The organism is Streptomyces sp. NPDC002276, assembly GCF_053891435.1.
Genome location: NZ_JBSFCQ010000021.1, coordinates 20,005 through 35,781 on the forward strand (window position 1 = coordinate 20,005; position 15,777 = coordinate 35,781).

At 70.2% G+C, this 15,777-nt stretch carries 14 protein-coding genes; 3 read left to right on the forward strand and 11 right to left on the reverse strand.

All coding sequences use genetic code 11. From position 1 onward, the window contains the following. Nucleotides 1-35: 35 nt before the first annotated feature. The 6 genes from ACWIHT_RS38755 to ACWIHT_RS38780 all read right to left on the reverse strand — a co-directional run bounded on the left by ACWIHT_RS38755 (nucleotide 36) and on the right by ACWIHT_RS38780 (nucleotide 8,324). Complete coding sequence (locus tag ACWIHT_RS38755; RefSeq protein WP_456173208.1) at nucleotides 36-728, reverse strand: helix-turn-helix transcriptional regulator; 693 nt, start codon at nucleotides 726-728, stop codon at nucleotides 36-38. A 244-nt stretch (nucleotides 729-972) separates the two neighbouring features. Beyond that, nucleotides 973-2,736, reverse strand: coding sequence for an outer membrane protein assembly factor BamB family protein (locus ACWIHT_RS38760; protein ID WP_456173209.1), 1,764 nt, complete (start codon nucleotides 2,734-2,736; stop codon nucleotides 973-975). A 46-nt stretch (nucleotides 2,737-2,782) separates the two neighbouring features. Further along, complete coding sequence (locus ACWIHT_RS38765; RefSeq protein ID WP_456173210.1) at nucleotides 2,783-4,525, reverse strand: outer membrane protein assembly factor BamB family protein; 1,743 nt, start codon at nucleotides 4,523-4,525, stop codon at nucleotides 2,783-2,785. Nucleotides 4,526-4,734: 209 nt separating this feature from the next. After that, on the reverse strand, nucleotides 4,735-6,537 hold the full coding sequence (locus ACWIHT_RS38770) for an ABC-F family ATP-binding cassette domain-containing protein (RefSeq protein WP_456173211.1): 1,803 nt from the start codon (nucleotides 6,535-6,537) through the stop codon (nucleotides 4,735-4,737). Between the two features lie 170 nt (nucleotides 6,538-6,707). After that, the gene (locus ACWIHT_RS38775; RefSeq protein ID WP_456173212.1) at nucleotides 6,708-7,559 is read right to left on the reverse strand and encodes a helix-turn-helix domain-containing protein; all 852 of its coding nucleotides are present in this window, start codon (nucleotides 7,557-7,559) and stop codon (nucleotides 6,708-6,710) included. 9 nt (nucleotides 7,560-7,568) lie between these two features. After that, the gene (locus ACWIHT_RS38780; RefSeq protein ID WP_456173320.1) at nucleotides 7,569-8,324 is read right to left on the reverse strand and encodes a DUF6879 family protein; all 756 of its coding nucleotides are present in this window, start codon (nucleotides 8,322-8,324) and stop codon (nucleotides 7,569-7,571) included. A gap of 166 nt (nucleotides 8,325-8,490) precedes the next feature. On the opposite strand from ACWIHT_RS38780, the gene ACWIHT_RS38785 reads away from it, so the two are divergent. The 3 genes from ACWIHT_RS38785 to ACWIHT_RS38795 all read left to right on the forward strand — a co-directional run bounded on the left by ACWIHT_RS38785 (nucleotide 8,491) and on the right by ACWIHT_RS38795 (nucleotide 9,579). Continuing rightward, complete coding sequence (locus ACWIHT_RS38785; RefSeq protein ID WP_456173213.1) at nucleotides 8,491-8,694, forward strand: hypothetical protein; 204 nt, start codon at nucleotides 8,491-8,493, stop codon at nucleotides 8,692-8,694. After that, nucleotides 8,691-8,909 carry a hypothetical protein gene (locus ACWIHT_RS38790; protein ID WP_456173214.1) on the forward strand — a complete coding sequence of 73 codons (219 nt, stop codon included), beginning with the start codon at nucleotides 8,691-8,693 and terminating at the stop codon, nucleotides 8,907-8,909. The genes ACWIHT_RS38785 and ACWIHT_RS38790 overlap by 4 nt, the downstream gene beginning before the upstream one ends. Nucleotides 8,910-9,126: 217 nt before the next feature. After that, on the forward strand, nucleotides 9,127-9,579 hold the full coding sequence (locus tag ACWIHT_RS38795; protein ID WP_456173215.1) for an NUDIX hydrolase: 453 nt from the start codon (nucleotides 9,127-9,129) through the stop codon (nucleotides 9,577-9,579). On the opposite strand, the gene ACWIHT_RS38800 is transcribed toward ACWIHT_RS38795, so the two are convergent. From ACWIHT_RS38800 to rsmA, 5 genes are all read right to left on the reverse strand, one after another. Then, entirely contained in the window at nucleotides 9,557-10,621 is a 1,065-nt protein-coding gene (locus ACWIHT_RS38800; RefSeq protein ID WP_456173321.1) for a peptidoglycan recognition protein family protein, read from the reverse strand. The two genes, ACWIHT_RS38795 and ACWIHT_RS38800, sit on opposite strands and share 23 nt — an antisense overlap. 217 nt (nucleotides 10,622-10,838) lie before the next feature. Beyond that, entirely contained in the window at nucleotides 10,839-12,836 is a 1,998-nt protein-coding gene (locus ACWIHT_RS38805) for a sensor histidine kinase (RefSeq protein WP_456173216.1), read from the reverse strand. Nucleotides 12,837-12,977: 141 nt separating this feature from the next. Continuing rightward, nucleotides 12,978-13,757 (reverse strand): MHYT domain-containing protein, encoded by a 780-nt coding sequence (locus ACWIHT_RS38810; protein WP_456173217.1) that lies wholly within the window; start codon nucleotides 13,755-13,757, stop codon nucleotides 12,978-12,980. A gap of 194 nt (nucleotides 13,758-13,951) precedes the next feature. Next, a complete protein-coding gene (locus ACWIHT_RS38815) occupies nucleotides 13,952-14,881 on the reverse strand; it encodes a 4-(cytidine 5'-diphospho)-2-C-methyl-D-erythritol kinase (protein ID WP_456173218.1) in 930 nt (309 codons plus the stop codon). Further along, complete coding sequence (gene rsmA / locus ACWIHT_RS38820) at nucleotides 14,882-15,757, reverse strand: 16S rRNA (adenine(1518)-N(6)/adenine(1519)-N(6))-dimethyltransferase RsmA (protein WP_456173219.1); 876 nt, start codon at nucleotides 15,755-15,757, stop codon at nucleotides 14,882-14,884. Nucleotides 15,758-15,777: the final 20 nt, after the last annotated feature.

Genomic DNA, 15,777 nt, shown 5'->3' on the forward strand with positions numbered 1-15,777 from the left:
GACGCGGGATTCCTCCCGCACCCACCGCTGATCCATTACGCGTCCAGCCCCGCCGAACTGGTCAGTGGGCCCGCCCTGTCCAGCAGTCCTGTGCGGGCCGCGAGCGCCGCCGCCTCCAGGCGCGAACCCACCCCCAGCTTCATCAGGACCCGCTGGACGTGCGTTCGGGCCGTCGACGGGGCTATGCCCATGCCCGCCGCGATCAGGCGGGTGTCCTCGCCGTCGGCCACCCGGACCAGGACCTCCACCTCCCTCGGCGTGAGCATCTGGAGGAGGCGTTGGCCCTCGTCGTCGGGCTGGGCCGCCGGGTTGAGGAGTTCGCTGAAGGCGCCTTGCAACAGCTGCGGTGCTACGGCTGCTTCGCCTGCCCTGGCCTTCATGATGGCGCGTTCCACGCCCTCTATGCGCTCGTCGTGGCGGACATAGCCCGAGGCGCCGGCCGCGAAGGCCGCCGCGATGCCGCGGGGGCTCGGGACCGGGCCGAGGACCAGGACCGCCACCTGCGGGCGTTCCCGCTTGATCTTCACCACCGGGTCGAAGATGCCCGGCTCGGCCGGTGTCGCCGTGCCCAGCAGGCACACCTCGGGCGCGCGGGTGATCACCAGTTCCGCCGCGCCCGCCGCGGGCGCCGCCGCGGCCAGCACCCGGTGTCCCCGCAGCTTCAGTGCCGAGGCCAGTGCCTCGGCGAGCAATCGGTGGTCGTCGACCACCATCAGCCGCACTCCCATCGAGCAACCCCCCAGTCCCCCCAATGGATGCCCACTATGGATGCCCACCGGTCCCCAAGAACAGAGGGCCCCCAGCACCCCCGTTCTTCATGCCCCCGGAAGCTACACGCTTGTTCGACGTTGCGCTGCCCCTACCGGAGAGAAGTGCCCCGGATCGACTGACTTTTTCGCATTCCGGGGCATTCACGGGTGATGAGGGTGGTGAGGGAGAAGGTGAATGGGGGTGGTGGTTCAGCCTGTTGCTTCAGCCTGTTGCGCCGAAGGCGATCGCCAGGTCCTTGTCGTCGGTGGCGGACGACGAGGGCTTGTCCGCGTAGACCGCCGACATGTACAGCCGGCCCTCCGCGTAGAGGATCTCCGCGTAGTCCGGCAGGAAGCTGGTCTCCGCGTCCCGTACCGTCTCGGTGCTCGGGTTCTCCAGCAGCGTCGTCTCCTTGAAGGAGTTGCCGTCGATGCTGACGATCTGGCCGCCCTTGTCGTAGGGCGGGTACTTGTAGGCGAGCAGGTCGCTGCCGTCCATGCGCAGCGGGGTGATGGTGTAGCCGTCGCCGGCGTCGGCGCGCTGGCCGGTCTGCTTGCCGGTGGCGAGGTCGAAGGCGACGATCTCGTTGGTCTTGCTGTAGGAGTCGCCGGAGCCGTCGTGTTCCTCGGTGGGGACGTACAACCGGTCGTTCCCTACGGCGAGTTCGGTGCAGGCCTCGACGCGGGTGATGCCGTCGCAGCGGCCCGCGTACTGCTTGCCCGGTGCCGGGATGTGGGCGCGCAGGGCGCCGGTCCTGTTGTCGATGGAGAAGTAGTCGGAGATGCCGCTGCCGTCGCCCGCGCTGTCGCCGACGTCGGCCGCGACGACCAGCGGGTCGGTCGACACGATGCTGGCGTACTCGATGCCCTGGGCCATCTTGTAGTCCGAGAGCACCTTCCCGGAGACGGGGTCGATGGTCTGGATGTGCAGGGTGGGCGAGTCGTACGTGCCGCACTTGCGGACCGCGACCAGTTTGGCGCCGCCGCCGTAGCCGTCGTCGTAGCAGTCGGCGACCTTGGGGCTCCACAGGACCTTGCCGGTGGTGATGTCGAAGGCGGCGCCGCCGTTGGTGCTGCCGACGGCGACGGTGTTCGCGCTGACGGTGACGTTCTCGAAACTGATCGGCTGGTCACCGGAGTTGGCGGTCTTGGTCCACAGTTTGGTGCCCGCGTTCAGGTCGATCGCGGCAATCTGGCTGCACCCGTTGGAGGGCTTGGCCTTGGTCGGCATGGCGGGCTCGTAGAGGATCGCCGTTCTGCCGTCGGTGGTGGTGTTCCTGGTGGCCTGGCAGACCGGGCCGGGGAGTTTGATCGTCCACAGTTTGGCGCCGGAGTCGCGGTCGTAGCCGTCGATCTCGGCGGCCCCGCTCTTGGCGTACACCTTGTCGGTGAGCCAGGAGCCGGTGGTCACCATGGTGTCGGCGACCTTGGGCATCGGGACCTGGAAGAGGACCTTGGAGGCGGTGTCGGCGGGCACCTTCTCCTTGCCGCCGGAGGTCGTACCGCCCTTGCTGTCGGAGGGAGTTGAGTCGGCCGTCGTCTTCTTGTCGGCGGCCTTGTCGTCCTTGCCGGACGAGGACGAGTACCAGATTCCGCCGCCGACGATCAGCGCGATCGCCACGACCGCCGCGGTGATGATCACCGCGGACGCCCCGAACTTCCGTCCGCCGCCGCCCGGTTGGCCCGGCTGCGGGTGCAACGGCATGGTCGGCTGACCGGGCCCGCCCGGCCCCGGGTAGCCGTAACCGGGCTGCTGGCCATAGGGGTTGGGCTGCTGCCCGTACGGCTGCTGCGGGGGCTGCGCGTACGGGTTGGGCTGCTGGCCGGGGTAGCCGTAGCCGGGCTGCTGGGGCGGTGGCGGGGGCGGTGCCTGCGGGTAGCCGTAGCCCGGTGGGGGCGGGGGCTGCTGCGGGGGCTGGTCCTGGGGCGGGCCGAAGCCGCCCGGCTGCGGGGGCTGGTTCGGCGGGGGCGGGGGCGGCTGGGTCATGACGAGTACCTCGGGAAGGACGGCGGGACGGGGAGAAGTGGGGAACTCACTTGCCGTAGGCGAGCATCAACTTCTCCTTCGTGTCGTCATTGCCGTTCAGCCGGGTCGACGAGATGTAGAAGCGCCCGTCGACGTAGTCGATGTCCCGGGAGAAGAAGCTCGACTCGATCTTCGCGGTGCCCGCGGGCATCTGGAGCAGCTTCGTCGTGGTGTGCGAGGAGCCGGTCGTCGGGACGGACACGACCTGGCCGCCCGCGTCGTAGGCGGCCTCGACATAGGCGATGAGCTTGCCGCCCTCGGCCTTGACCGGCAGCATCGACTCGTCCTCGGGCGACTTGACGCGCCACTTCTCCTTGCCGGTGGCCAGGTCGATCGCGACGATCTGGTTGGCGCCGGTCGTCGCGTCGGTCGGGAGGTAGAGGGTGTTCGCGTCGACCGCGACGCCCTGGCAGCCCTGGAGGTTCTGGTCGAGGATCGACAGACCGCAGGAGGGGGCGAAGGCGGCCTTGGAGTCGACCTGCGAGCGGACGGAACCGTCGCTCTTCAGCGTCGAGATGTTCCAGTGCTTGTTGTCCGCGTCGGTCATGTAGAGGACGACCGGGTCCACGGAGTACACGTGGGAGACCGTCCAGCCCTTGGGGATCGCCTTCGTCCACTTGGCACTGCCGGTCGCCGGGTCGAGTTCCTGCACCTCGTCGTGGGCGGTGTCGGAGCCCGCCCCGCAGGACGAGACGACGAGCAGCTTGCCGCCGCCCGCGAACGCGGACGGGAAGCAGGCCGCGCCGTACTTCTTCTTCTCGTAGAGCCGCTTGCCGGTGGCGAGGTCGTAGGCCACGCCCGACTGCGAACGGCCCACCATCAGGGTCTTGCCGGTGATGGTCAGGCCGATGCTGAGCGCGCTGTCGAACAGGCCGCCGTCCGCGACGGTCGCGGTCCAGCCCTTCGCCCCGGTGTTCAGGTCGAGCTGCTGGAGGTGGTTGCACTTGGCGCTGTCGCTGACACCGCTCATGTACGCCACCACGACCTTGTCGTCGGCGGACTTCTCGGGGGTGACCGCGCAGATCTTCTGCGGGAAGGTGATCGTGGGCCAAGTCGGGTTGCCGTCACCGACGTTGTAGGCGACGACCTCCTTGTACGCGGCCTTCACCGCCGTCTTGCTGGTGATCCACATGCCAGGGGCGTCGGCGCCGGAACCGGGCGCGTCCGGCGCCTCCTTGTACCAGAGCACCTTCGCCTCGCCGGACTTGCGGCCCGCGTTGAGGTTCTCGGGGTCCTTGCCGCCGTCGCCGCTGCCGTCGCCGGGGTTGGCGGGGTCGTCACTGCTGGTGGGCTTCGGGCTGTCGCTCTTCTCCGCCTTCTCCGCGACCGGCTTCTTGTCGTCACCGCCGCCGGTGACCGCCCACACCGTGCCGCCGACGACCAGCAGCCCGGCGACCGCCGCCGCGATCAGCAGACCGGGCCTGCCCTTGAAGGGGCCGCGGCCGGAGGGGGGTTGGGGCGGGGCGAACTGCGGGGGCGGGGGCGGGGGGTACCCGTAGCCCCCGTAGGGGACGGGCTGCTGGGACTGCTGACCGTAGGGGCCGGGCTGCTGCTGGGGCGGCTGACCGTACGGACCGGGCTGCTGCGGCTGGCCGTAGGGGCCGGAGTTGTACGGACCCGGCTGCTGCGGGTAGCCGTAGCCGGGCGCCGGAGGAACCGGGGCGCCGAAGCCGCCGGACGGTGGCTGTGGCGGTTGGTTCGGCGGCGCTCCGTAACCGCCGGACGGCGGCTGTTCGGGCGGCTGAGTCATCAGCGGCTCCCCCTCGTTCACTGATTTTTAGCCACGCCCCGAGGTTCGCGAAGGACCCGGAGTCGCATTTCAGTCGGTGCGGTCGGTGCGGTCGGTTCTCAGACGGCCCTTTCTATCACTCGGCTGTCCATGGACAACGGGCCGGTTCACCCCTGTACCCAAGGGAGAACCGGCCCGTGATAACGCCGTTATGCGCCTTCACTCACCTTTCACGCGTCCTCGGCGAGTTCCAGCCACCGCATCTCCAGCTCCTCGCGCTCGCCGCCCAAGTCCCGCAACTGCGCGTCCAGTTCGGCGACTTTCGCGAAGTCCGTGGCGTTGTCGGCGATCTGGGCGTGCAGCTTGGTCTCCTTCTCGGAGACCTTGTCCAACTGCCGCTCGATCTTCTGGAGTTCCTTCTTCGCGGCCCGCGCGTCAGCGGCGCTCACGGCGGGCGCGGCCTTCTCCACGACGGGAACGGCCGCCGCGGCGACCTCCTCCATACGGTGGCGCCGCTCCAGGTACTCGTCGATACCGCGCGGCAGCATCCGCAGGGTCGCGTCGCCGAGGAGGGCGTACACCTTGTCGGTGGTGCGCTCGACGAAGAACCGGTCGTGGGAGATCACGATCATCGACCCGGGCCAGCCGTCGAGGACGTCCTCCAGCTGGGTCAGCGTCTCGATGTCGAGGTCGTTGGTGGGCTCGTCGAGGAACAGGACGTTGGGCTCGTCCATGAGCAGCCGCAGCAGCTGCAACCTGCGCCGCTCACCACCCGACAGATCCCCGACCGGCGTCCACTGCTTCTCCTTGTTGAACCCGAACGTCTCGCACAACTGCCCCGCGGTCATCTCCCGCCCCTTGCCGAGATCGACCCGCTCCCGCACCTGCTGCACGGCCTCCAACACCCGCAGGGTGGGCTTGAGTTCGGCCACCTCCTGGGAGAGATACGCGAGCTTGACCGTCTTCCCTACGACGACCTTGCCGGCGGCCGGCTGGGTCTCACCGTCGCTGCGGGCGGCGTCGGCGAGGGCCCGCAGCAGGGAGGTCTTCCCGGCACCGTTGACGCCGACCAGGCCGACGCGGTCGCCGGGCCCGAGGTGCCAAGTGATGTGCTTCAGCAGCACCTTCGGCCCGGCCTGGACGGTCACGTCCTCCAGATCGAAGACGGTCCGGCCGAGCCTCGACGAGGCGAACTTCATCAGCTCGCTGGTGTCGCGCGGGGGCGGTACGTCCGCGATCAGTTCGTTGGCGGCCTCGACGCGGAAGCGCGGCTTGGACGTACGGGCCGGGGCGCCCCGGCGCAGCCAGGCCAGCTCCTTGCGGACCAGGTTCTGCCGCTTGGTCTCCTCGGTGGCGGCGATGCGCTCGCGCTCGGCACGGGCGAAGACGTAGTCGGTGTAGCCGCCCTCGTACTCGTAGACGTCGCCCTTCTGCACGTCCCACATCCGCGTGCAGACCTGGTCCAGGAACCAGCGGTCGTGCGTCACGCAGACGAGCGCGGAGCGCCGCTCGCGCAGATGCTGGGCGAGCCAGGCGATGCCCTCGACGTCGAGGTGGTTCGTCGGCTCGTCGAGGACGACCAGGTCCTGGTCCTCGATGAGCAGCTTGGCGAGCGCGATACGGCGACGCTCACCACCGGAGAGCGGGCCGATCACGGTGTCGAGTCCCTGCGGGAAGCCCGGCAGGTCGAGCCCGCCGAAGAGTCCCGTCAGCACATCGCGGATCTTGGCGTTGCCCGCCCACTCGTGGTCGGCCATGTCCCGGATGACCTCGTGCCGGACGGTCGCCTCCGGGTCCAGCGAATCATGCTGGGTGAGGACCCCGAGACGGAGTCCTCCGGAGTGGGTGACGCGGCCGGTGTCGGACTCCTCCAGCTTGGCGAGCATCCGGATCAGGGTGGTCTTGCCGTCTCCGTTGCGGCCCACGACCCCGATCCGGTCCCCTTCGGAGACACCGAGCGAGACACCGTCGAGCAGGGCACGGGTGCCGTACACCTTGCTGACGTTCTCGACATTGACCAGGTTGACGGCCATTTCTCTCCTGACAGGGGGGACGGTCAGCCTCCCAGGGTAATGCGCGGCGGGGGGCTGGGGATCCGGGCAGGTCAGGGGGGTGCCGGCGGTCGTCTGCGGCTCCGTCGCGGCTGGTCGCGCCCGTGCGGCGGAGCCGCGCACTCGTAGGTGATCGGAGGGGCAGGTGCCTGTCAGGCGACGGTGAGGGTCCGGCGCGCGTGGCTGATCAGGTTCTGGGCGTCGGGGCCGAAGACGGCGGATTCGCGCAGGGTGCGCCAGACCTTGAGGTGCGTGGCGACGCTGTCCGCGTCGTCGAGCCAGAGTTCCGCGTGCCAGTTCTCGACGACGACCTGTTGTTCGTCGTAGACCCAGAAGCCACCGCCGGGCGGGATCTTCAGAGGCGCGCCGATGGGTACGATCCCGAGTTCGACCGTGTCCAGGCCGATGACGCCGGAGAGCCGGTCGAGTTGTGCGGCGAGCACCGAGGGCGGGCAGACCAGCGCGCTCAGCACCGGCTCCCAGAGGAGGATGTGATACCTCCGGCTGCCGCTGTAGAGGCCCTCCTGGCGCTTCATACGGGAGCGTACGGCTTCCTCGATGTCCCGGACGGAGCCGTGCAGTTCGGTGAATCGGCTGAGAATCGCGCGCGCGTAATCGGGCGTCTGGAGCACGCCGACGATCCACGACGACTCCCAGGCGTGGAGCACGGCCGCCCGTGCCTGAGCTTCGTTGTGCGCGTCCTGGACGGCCTTGTGACCGGCGGCGAGCTGGCGCCGCCACGAGCGGATGTGGGACTCAAGTCCCCGGAGGCGAGCGAGGAGTTCCCCGTCCGCCTCCGGTCGGCCGGTGGCCTCGGCCCAGGCGCGCAGCTCGTCGGCCGTGGCCGTCTGCTTGCCGTTCTCCAGCTTGCTGATCTTCGACTGGGGCCAACCCAGCCGCTGGGCGAGGATCGTGCCGGTGAGCCGACCGCCAGGGGCAGTTTCGCGCAGTTCACGGAGACGCTCGCCGAGCGCCGCGCGGGCCTGCTGGAAGTCGGTACTCACCGGTTCCGATCACTGCTCCCTGGTGCTCATGTCGGCCGCGAACTGCTCGTACGGGACAGCGTGGTGCATGGCCGCGTCCCGGACCATGGCGTACCTGACGACCTCGGCCGGTTCGGTGATCAGCTCCACGTCGGTGAAGTTGTCGTCGGCGTCGAAGCGGAGGAGCGCGACGAGCCGGGAGTCGAAGATCCAGAAGTCTTCGGCCGGGAGGCTCAGGCGATCAGCCTCGGCCCGCGGGAGGTTGCGGATGTCCTCGCCCAGGGCGGTGTTCTTCTCTGCGTATGCGAGCAGGTAGCGCTGCCCCTGGGTGGCCGGGTCGTCTACGATGCGCACCCGCCCGACCCGCGCCCCGCCCGCGGTCTTCGCACGGACCGTCACGGACCACGGAGTGGTCAGGTCCCACACCAGTGCCTCGCCCCGGACGAACTGCGCCCACGTGTCGGTCGCCTCGTCCGACGCGTACCGACGCCGGGTCTCCAGCCGCCAGGCGGTGTGCTCGAACCGCTCGAAGAGCTGTCCGAACGCGTCCAGGTCGATGATCCTCGCGTCACGCGTCACGTCCTTGGGCCCCCAATCCACGATCAGTTCACGAGGTACGACGATCGGCACCTCTCCCTCCCCGACGTGCCGTAACTGAGCGATGTCCTCGGGGTCGGTGAGCGGTGGCCCGTGCACGATGATCTCGCCGGTGTCCACGTCCTCGTGCACGGACGGGCAGCCGCCCTCGCCGCTGCCGGTTCCGTTGAAGCGCAATCGCCTCATGATCCTGCCCCTCTCATAGGGTTTCGGATCAGCCTTGCGCCACCACTTGCTCGTCGGCTACGTCTCACCTGCCGCGATATCAGAAAGCATGTGAATACTTCACCCCTACGCGAGAATATCCATGAATATCCGCTGGCTGGCTCAACTGCCCCGCCGCGACGCTGAGTTCATGACCACTGCACAGAATTCGGGCACAGCCGAAGCCGTCGAGGCGGTCGAAGTGCTGCGCGGAGCGCTGACGGCGGCGGGGATCGTCCTGCCGTCCCTGGGAGCCGACGCGGCCTCCCCCGACCTGAACCTGATCGACCTGGGGCGGGTGCGTGCGGATGTCGCGCTCCAGCTCGCTGACGCTCTGCGGCGGGGGTGCGCATGAGCGAGTTCACGCCGGAGGTCGGCGATCTCGTGTTCGACGAGGCGACCCGTCAGGTCGGCCGGGTGATGGGTCACGAGGGACCGTACTGGCAGCTCCGGCCGGTCGGCGGAGGCCGCGAATGGGACGCGTTCGGACCGCTGCGGCCTCCCACGGATGCCGAGCGGCTGTCGGCGGGCGTGGCCATGGCCAACGCGCGGAGCCGGGGCGAGTTGTGAGCACGTCGACGGCCGATGACGTCGAACTGTCCCCGGAGTGCGCCGTCGGACAGCAGCGTGGCTACGCCGAGGTGCACGACATGTGCACTCAGACCAAGGACATCCCGCTCCCCCACGGTGGCGGTCTGCTGCTTCAGCAACGGTGCGGATGCACGTGCCACCTGTACCGGAAGGCGGACGCGTCATGACCACGCCGCAGAAGCTACGCTCCCGGGCCATGAGCGAGTCATCCCAGCGGGGGGCGATGCGCGACCCCTCCGTCGTCGTGGCCCTCGACGCGCACGGCATGGTCGCCGTTCTGACCGCCGAATTCCCCGAGCACGGCGGCGAGTACGTGTTCCTGCCCGGGGGCCGCCGGGAAGGTGACGAGACACCGGAAGAGTGCGCGCGACGGGAGTTGCGCGAGGAGGCCGGAGTCACCGCCGAAACCTGGCGCCCCCTCGGCGCCTACGCCATCACCCTGAACTCCACCGCCCGCATCCACCTCTTCCTGGCTGAGGGCCTCACCCTGGGACCGCGGCAACTCACGCCGAGCGAAGCGGACTTCAAGCTCATGTGGTGGCCCATGGGCGATGCGGTCCGGGCCGCCACGGAGGGCCGTTTCCTGCTCCAGGGCGGCCCCCTGGCACTGCTGCTCGCCCAGCGGCTCAGCGGGCCGCTGCCGACCTGACCTCGCTCAGCAGGTCGTACATGGTCTGTCCCGGGCAGTCCGTCTGGAGCCAGTCCCGGTGGCCGCTGATCGTCTCGTTGTCCTTCTTCACGCCGTTCACCGGGTTGGTGTAGGTGATCTTGGCCTGGGGGTCGAGGCCCTTGAAGCGGGTGATGACCTTGATCAGGCGGGTCAGGGAGGCCTTCGCCGCGGGCGTCGGGGGCTGGGACACCAAGGTGCCGATCAGGGCGATGCCCAGGTTGCCGGAGTTGAAGCCTGCCGTATGGAAGGCGGTGACCAGGTTGCCGTCGGGGTTGAAGGCGGGGATCGGGTCGTCGCCGGAGTAGCGGCCCTCGTAGACGACACCCGCCTCGTCGATCAGGAAGTGGTAGCCGATGTCGCCCCAGTCGAGGGTGACCGCGTGGTACTCGTAGATGCCTCGCACGGTCGCGGCCGGGTCCGGGTCGGCGTTCGGGGTGTCCGTGTGGTGGACCGTGATCGACTGCAACGGGTAGTACGCCTCGGGGGAGTTGACCTTGCCGTCCTTGTACCGCTTCGACTCGTCGGCGCCCCAGGCCGGGCGCGAGAGGTAGCGGACGCCGCGGACTCGGGTCGGCTCGGAGGGAACGTGGACGGTGCGGTCCGGGCCTCGGGTGCAGTCGATGGCCATGGAGCGTACGTCCGTTGCGCCTGGCGGTGTCCTCACCTCGTACGTGGTGGCCTCGTCGGCCGCGATCAACGCCGTGCCGCCGCCGTCGATCGTCGCGCAACCGGTGCCCGTTTGCTGCCAGTTGCCGTCCGCGAGGCGGATTCCGGCGCCGTCCTGGTCGCCGGTCCAGCGGAGGGCGACGTAGGACGCGGCGAAGGCCGTGGTGGTGGGGGTGGTACCGGTGGTCGTCTCGGTGCGGGTGGCCGGGAAGGTCTCCGGCTTCGTGCCCGGCGGGGTCGTGTCGGGTGTCGTGTCGGGGGTTGAGCCCGAGTCTGAATCCGAGTCCGAGTCGGTGGCCGCGAACACCGCCGGGGTGAGTGCGGCTCCGGCGGCTACCGCTCCGGCGGCCCCTATCGCGCCGCGACGCGAGAGGGACCGCTTCCTGCGGTGGGACGGGGTGGGGGACGACGGCGTGGGGGCGTCGGACACTGAAGTGGCCTTTCGAGCAAGTGCACTTGAAGTATCAAACGAACCTATCCGTCCCATCCGCCCCACCTGTACTGCAATTGCGGTACATCCGTGTGGAGATGGTGGGGAGGGCCGGGAGGGCCGGGACAGTGCCCGTGGTGCCTCAGGCTCCCGCTCCGCGCAGTCTCTGCTGCGGAACCAGGGCCGACGCCGGTGCCAACCCCCGCCCGCCGGGCGCCTGTTGCTGGTCGCCCACCGGCATGTCGTCGCGCATCAGGCCCTCGGGGATGAGTACGGCGGCCGTGACGCCGCCGCTGCGGGAGTGCCGTATCTCGACGCGGAGGCCCTGGCGTTCGCGCAGTCGGTTGACCACGAAGAGGCCTATCTGCTTGGCGTCGAGGAGGTCGACCTTCTCGGACTGGATCTTGCGGTTGGCGTCGGCCAGCGCGTCGTCCTTCATGCCGAAGCCGCTGTCCTCGATCTCGATGAGGACGCCCTCCTGCAACCGGGCCGCGCGCAGCTGTACTTGGGTGCTCGGCGGGGAGAACGCCGTTGCGTTCTCGACGAGTTCAGCGAGCAGGTGGATCACGTCGGCGACCGAACCGCCGGTCAGCGACACCTTCGGTACGGCCCAGATCTGTACCCGGGACGAGTTCTCGATCTCGGCGACGGCCGCGCGCAGGATGTCGGTCAGCGGGATCGGGTCCCGCCAGCCGCGGCCGGGCGCGATGCCGGAGAGGATCAGCAGGCTCTCGGAGTGGCGGCGCATCCGGGTGGCGAGGTAGTCGACGCGGTAGAGGTCGTGGAGTTCGGCCGGGTCTTGCCGGCGGCGCACCATCGCGTCGAGCAGGTCGAGTTGGCGGTGGAGGAGGACCTGGCTGCGGCGGGCGAGGCTGACGTAGACGCCGGAGATGCCGCTGAGGAGTTCGGCGCGTTCGGAGGCGGCCTTGAGGGCGGCGCGCTGGACCGCGGTCAACGCGGTGCCGACCTGGGCGAGTTCGTCTCCGGCGAGGCGGCGCATGGGGGCCTCGGCGTCGATGTCGACGCCCTGGCCCGCGTGCAGTCGGCGCATGGCCCGCGGGAGGCTGCGGCCGGCCACTTCGAGGGCGGAGTTGCGCAGGTCGAGGAGTTCGACGATGAGGCCGCGGCCGACCAGCACGGAGACGAGCAGCGACAGCAGCACGCCGACCAGGCCGAGGACGACGGCGATCCCGGAGGCGCCGAGCGTGTCCCAGCCGAAGGGGTCGGCGGCGGCCGTGGCACCCGTACCGGCCCTGGTCTCGGCCGCGTCGAGCCCGGTGAGCACTCCACTCGCGGCGGAGTCCCAGCCGCGCAGGAAGCTCGCGGACACGGCGGAGGTGCCGGGTCCCGCGCTGCGCACCCGGTTCTCGACGGCCTGGAACTGGGCGTAACCGGTGCCGTCCAGGACCTTGCGGTACGCCGTCCGGTGCCCGGCCTTGAGGTCGGCGACGGCAGGTTCGAGCAGTTCGCGCTGGGTGGCGACGGCGCCGACGAACAGCGCGTACTGCTCCTTGGTCAGCTCACCCCCGGCGCGGGCGGCGCCGAGCAGTGCCTGTTCCTGGGCAACTGCCTCGCGGGCCCTGGAGAGTTCGAGCACGACGCGCGCCTCGGAGGCGTCGGCGGCGGTCTTGTCGCCGGTGAGGGCACCGGTGACGGAGAAACCGTGCTCGACGATCGCCGAGTAACTGGCGTAGGTGGTGGTCGACTTGGCGCCCTTGGCGGTGGCGCTCGCGCGCAGCGCCGCGAGGCCGGTGGCGTCGGCCTCCAGTTTGTCGATCCGGCCCGGCAGCGAGGAGTCGATGAGGGCCGCGTCGGAGCTGGAGTCGTTGACGCCGTCGCGCAGTGCGGCGGCGGCCGTGTCGGTGACCCTGGTGGCCGACCTGAAGGCGGCCGGGGCGTCGGCGTGGCGCAGGGCCGCGGTCCGTTCGCCCTGTACGGCGGTGATGAACTCCGCTACGGGGGTGAGGAGTTCGGAGTTGACGTCCTTGGCGGTCTCGGTGTCGGCGATGCTCGACGCGGTCGTCACCGCGGCGAAGCCCCAGAGGGCCATCAGGGACACGACGGGCAGCATCAGCAGGGCGACGATCTTCGCACGGACGGATCTGGGGCGCAGTCGGGCCGGTGCGCGGAGGACACGCATGGGGGACCTCGTTCGGGAGGGGAGGTGCGGGGTGGTTCGTACGGCGCGTTCGAGATACCGATCGGCGGTCGGCACCCACACCAGGGAGAGGTGGGGACCGTCGCCGTAAGGGCAGTTGACGTCAGGGCAGCCGACGTCGGCTCAGACCGTGGCGAGTTCGACCTCGCGCAGCAACTCCGCCGCGAACGCCGACTCGTGGCGCTTGCCGGTCGGGGAGAGGGCGACGTAGGCGGAGGCCAGGAAGAGGAAGGAGCCGAGGACGACGGCGAGCGGGAAGATGAACTCCGTTGCCGTGGCGCCGGAGAGGGTCGCGCCGCTGGGCGCGAGGGTGACGCTCACGGCGTACATCCCGGTGTAGTGCATGGTGCTGACCGCGAGTCCCATGACGAGGGCGGCGAGCGTGGCGAGGACCGGGCCGCGCACGATCAGGGTGAGGGTGAGCGCGGCGGTCGCGGCGACGACCGCGATCACGACGGAGGCGATGACCAACCGGGGGTCGTAGTCGATCTCGCCGTGCAGGTCGAGCGCGGCCATGCCGGTGTAGTGCATGGCGGCGACGCCGAGGCCGGTGCCGAGTCCGCCGAAGGCGACCGAGGTGACGCGGGAGCGGCCGTATCCGGCGGTGAAGACACCGGCGGCGACCACGCCGATCGACATCAGCAGGCTGAGGACGGTGAGCGGGACGTCGTAGCGGATGGGGGTGCCTTCGACGCTGAAGCCGAGCATGGCCACGAAGTGCATGGTCCAGATGCCGGAGCCGATGGCGACGGAGGCGAGGGTCAGCCAGTTCCGTTTGGAGGCGCCGTCCGCCTCAAGTGCCCTTACGGTGCAGCGCAGTCCGAGCGCGGCGCCGACGCAGGCCATCGCGTAGGACAGGACCGGGGTGACCCAGCCGGCGCTGAAATGGTCCATGTGGCCCATGGGGAGGTTCCTCTCGGGCGTGGCGCGGCGAGACCGCGCGCGCAGGGAGTACCGCCGGTAACGAGGACCGGGGGTTGGCTGATCATGCCAGCCTCACCCTGTAGGACATACGCCACGAAAGGGACCATGAGGTTGATTGGCGAACATTAGATCAATGTGGTTTCGATAACACCGCACACGCGCGTTTTCGCAGTTCAGGCGGGGTTTTCGTGTGTCCCGTGTGAAGGTCGGGCGATCACGGTCGCGCCCGCCGCCGGACCCGTCGCCGTACGTACCGTCCGGCATGTCCCGGAGGCCGTCAGCGCCTCCGCGACCTTCGCCGCCGACCCGGGGTCGCGGGCGAGGAACGCCGTCGTCGGGCCCGAACCGGAGACCAGCGCGGCGAGGGCGCCCGCGGCGCGGCCCGCGGCGAGCGTGTCGGCGAGTTCCGGGAAGAGCGAAAGGGCCGCGGGCTGAAGGTCGTTGGAGACGGCGGCGGCCAGCGCGTCCGGGTCGCCCTTCGCGAGCGCGTCGAGGAGCGGCTGCGAGGCGACGGGTTCGGGGATGTCGACGCCTTCCGCCAAGCGGTCGAACTCCCGGAAGACGGCAGGGGTGGAGAGTCCCCGCCCGGCCATCGCGAACACCCAGTGGAAGGTGCCCCCGGTCTCCAGTGCCGTGAGCTTCTCGCCGCGCCCCACCCCCAACGCCGCCCCGCCCACCAGGCTGAACGGCACGTCGCTGCCCAACTCGGCGCAGATGTCCAGCAGTTCGGCCCGCGAGGCGCTGGTGCCCCACAGCGCGTCGCACGCCACCAGCGCGCCCGCGCCGTCCGCGCTGCCGCCCGCCATGCCGCCGGCGACGGGGATGTCCTTCGCGATGTGGATGTGCACGGCGGGGCTGTGCCCGTACCGCTCGGCGAGTGCTACGGCCGCGCGGGCCGCCAAGTTCGTTTGGTCCAGGGGGACTTGGGCCGCGTCCGGGCCCGAGCAGGTGACGCGGAGTTCGTCGGCCGGGGTCACGGTGACCTCGTCGTACAGGCCGACCGCGAGGAAGACGTTGGCCAGGTCGTGGAAGCCGTCGGGGCGCGCGGCGCCGACCGCGAGTTGGACGTTGACCTTGGCGGGGACGCGGACCGTCACGCTCACTTACTCGGACTCCTTGGGTTGAGCCTTGTGTTCCGCGATGCGGGCGAACTCCTCGACCGTCAACGACTCGCCGCGCGCCTGCGGGGACACCCCGGCCGCGACGAGCGCCGTCTCGGCCGCCGCCGCCGAGCCCGCCCAGCCGGCGAGCGCGGCCCGCAACGTCTTGCGGCGCTGCGCGAAGGCCGCGTCCACCACGGCGAAGACCTCGCGGCGGTCGGCGGTCGTCTTCGGCGGCTCCGCCCTGCGGGTCAGCGCCACGAGGCCGCTGTCCACGTTCGGGGCGGGCCAGAAGACGGTACGGCCGATGGAACCGGCCCGCTTGACCTCGGCGTACCAGTTCGCCTTCACGGACGGGACGCCGTACACCTTCGAACCGGGCGGCGCGGCAAGCCTGTCGGCGACCTCGGCCTGGACCATCACGAGCGTGCGCTCGATGGTCGGGAAGTGCTCCAGCATGTGGAGGAGGACCGGTACGGCCACGTTGTAGGGGAGGTTGGCGACCAGGGCGGTGGGGGGTGGGCCGGGGAGTTCGGTGACCTGCATCGCGTCGGAGTGGACGAGTGCGAAGCGGTCGGCCCGGTCCGGCATGCGGGCGGTGACCGTCGCCGGTAGTGCGCTCGCCAGGGTGTCGTCGATCTCTACGGCCGTCACGTGGGCGGCCGCTTCGAGCAGGGCGAGGGTGAGTGAGCCGAGGCCCGGGCCCACCTCCACGACCACGTCGTCCGGGCGGACGTCCGCGGTGCGGACGATGCGGCGGACCGTGTTCGCGTCGATCACGAAGTTCTGGCCGCGTTGCTTTGTCGGGCGGACGCCCAGGGCTGCCGCCAGTTCGCGGATGTCGGCGGGGCCCAGGAGGGCGTCGGGGTTGCTGCTCACGTACCTAGGTTACGGGGCGG

Bases quoted from the DNA above. Each gene is read 5' to 3' on its own strand.
- ACWIHT_RS38755 (WP_456173208.1), bottom strand. From the start codon at position 728: ATGGGAGTGCGGCTGATGGTGGTCGACGACCACCGATTGCTCGCCGAG.
- ACWIHT_RS38760 (WP_456173209.1), bottom strand. From the start codon at position 2,736: ATGACCCAGCCGCCCCCGCCCCCGCCGAACCAGCCCCCGCAGCCGGGC.
- ACWIHT_RS38765 (WP_456173210.1), bottom strand. From the start codon at position 4,525: ATGACTCAGCCGCCCGAACAGCCGCCGTCCGGCGGTTACGGAGCGCCG.
- ACWIHT_RS38770 (WP_456173211.1), bottom strand. From the start codon at position 6,537: ATGGCCGTCAACCTGGTCAATGTCGAGAACGTCAGCAAGGTGTACGGC.
- ACWIHT_RS38785 (WP_456173213.1), top strand. From the start codon at position 8,491: ATGACCACTGCACAGAATTCGGGCACAGCCGAAGCCGTCGAGGCGGTC.
- ACWIHT_RS38790 (WP_456173214.1), top strand. From the start codon at position 8,691: ATGAGCGAGTTCACGCCGGAGGTCGGCGATCTCGTGTTCGACGAGGCG.
- ACWIHT_RS38795 (WP_456173215.1), top strand. From the start codon at position 9,127: ATGAGCGAGTCATCCCAGCGGGGGGCGATGCGCGACCCCTCCGTCGTC.
- ACWIHT_RS38805 (WP_456173216.1), bottom strand. From the start codon at position 12,836: ATGCGTGTCCTCCGCGCACCGGCCCGACTGCGCCCCAGATCCGTCCGT.
- ACWIHT_RS38810 (WP_456173217.1), bottom strand. From the start codon at position 13,757: ATGGGCCACATGGACCATTTCAGCGCCGGCTGGGTCACCCCGGTCCTG.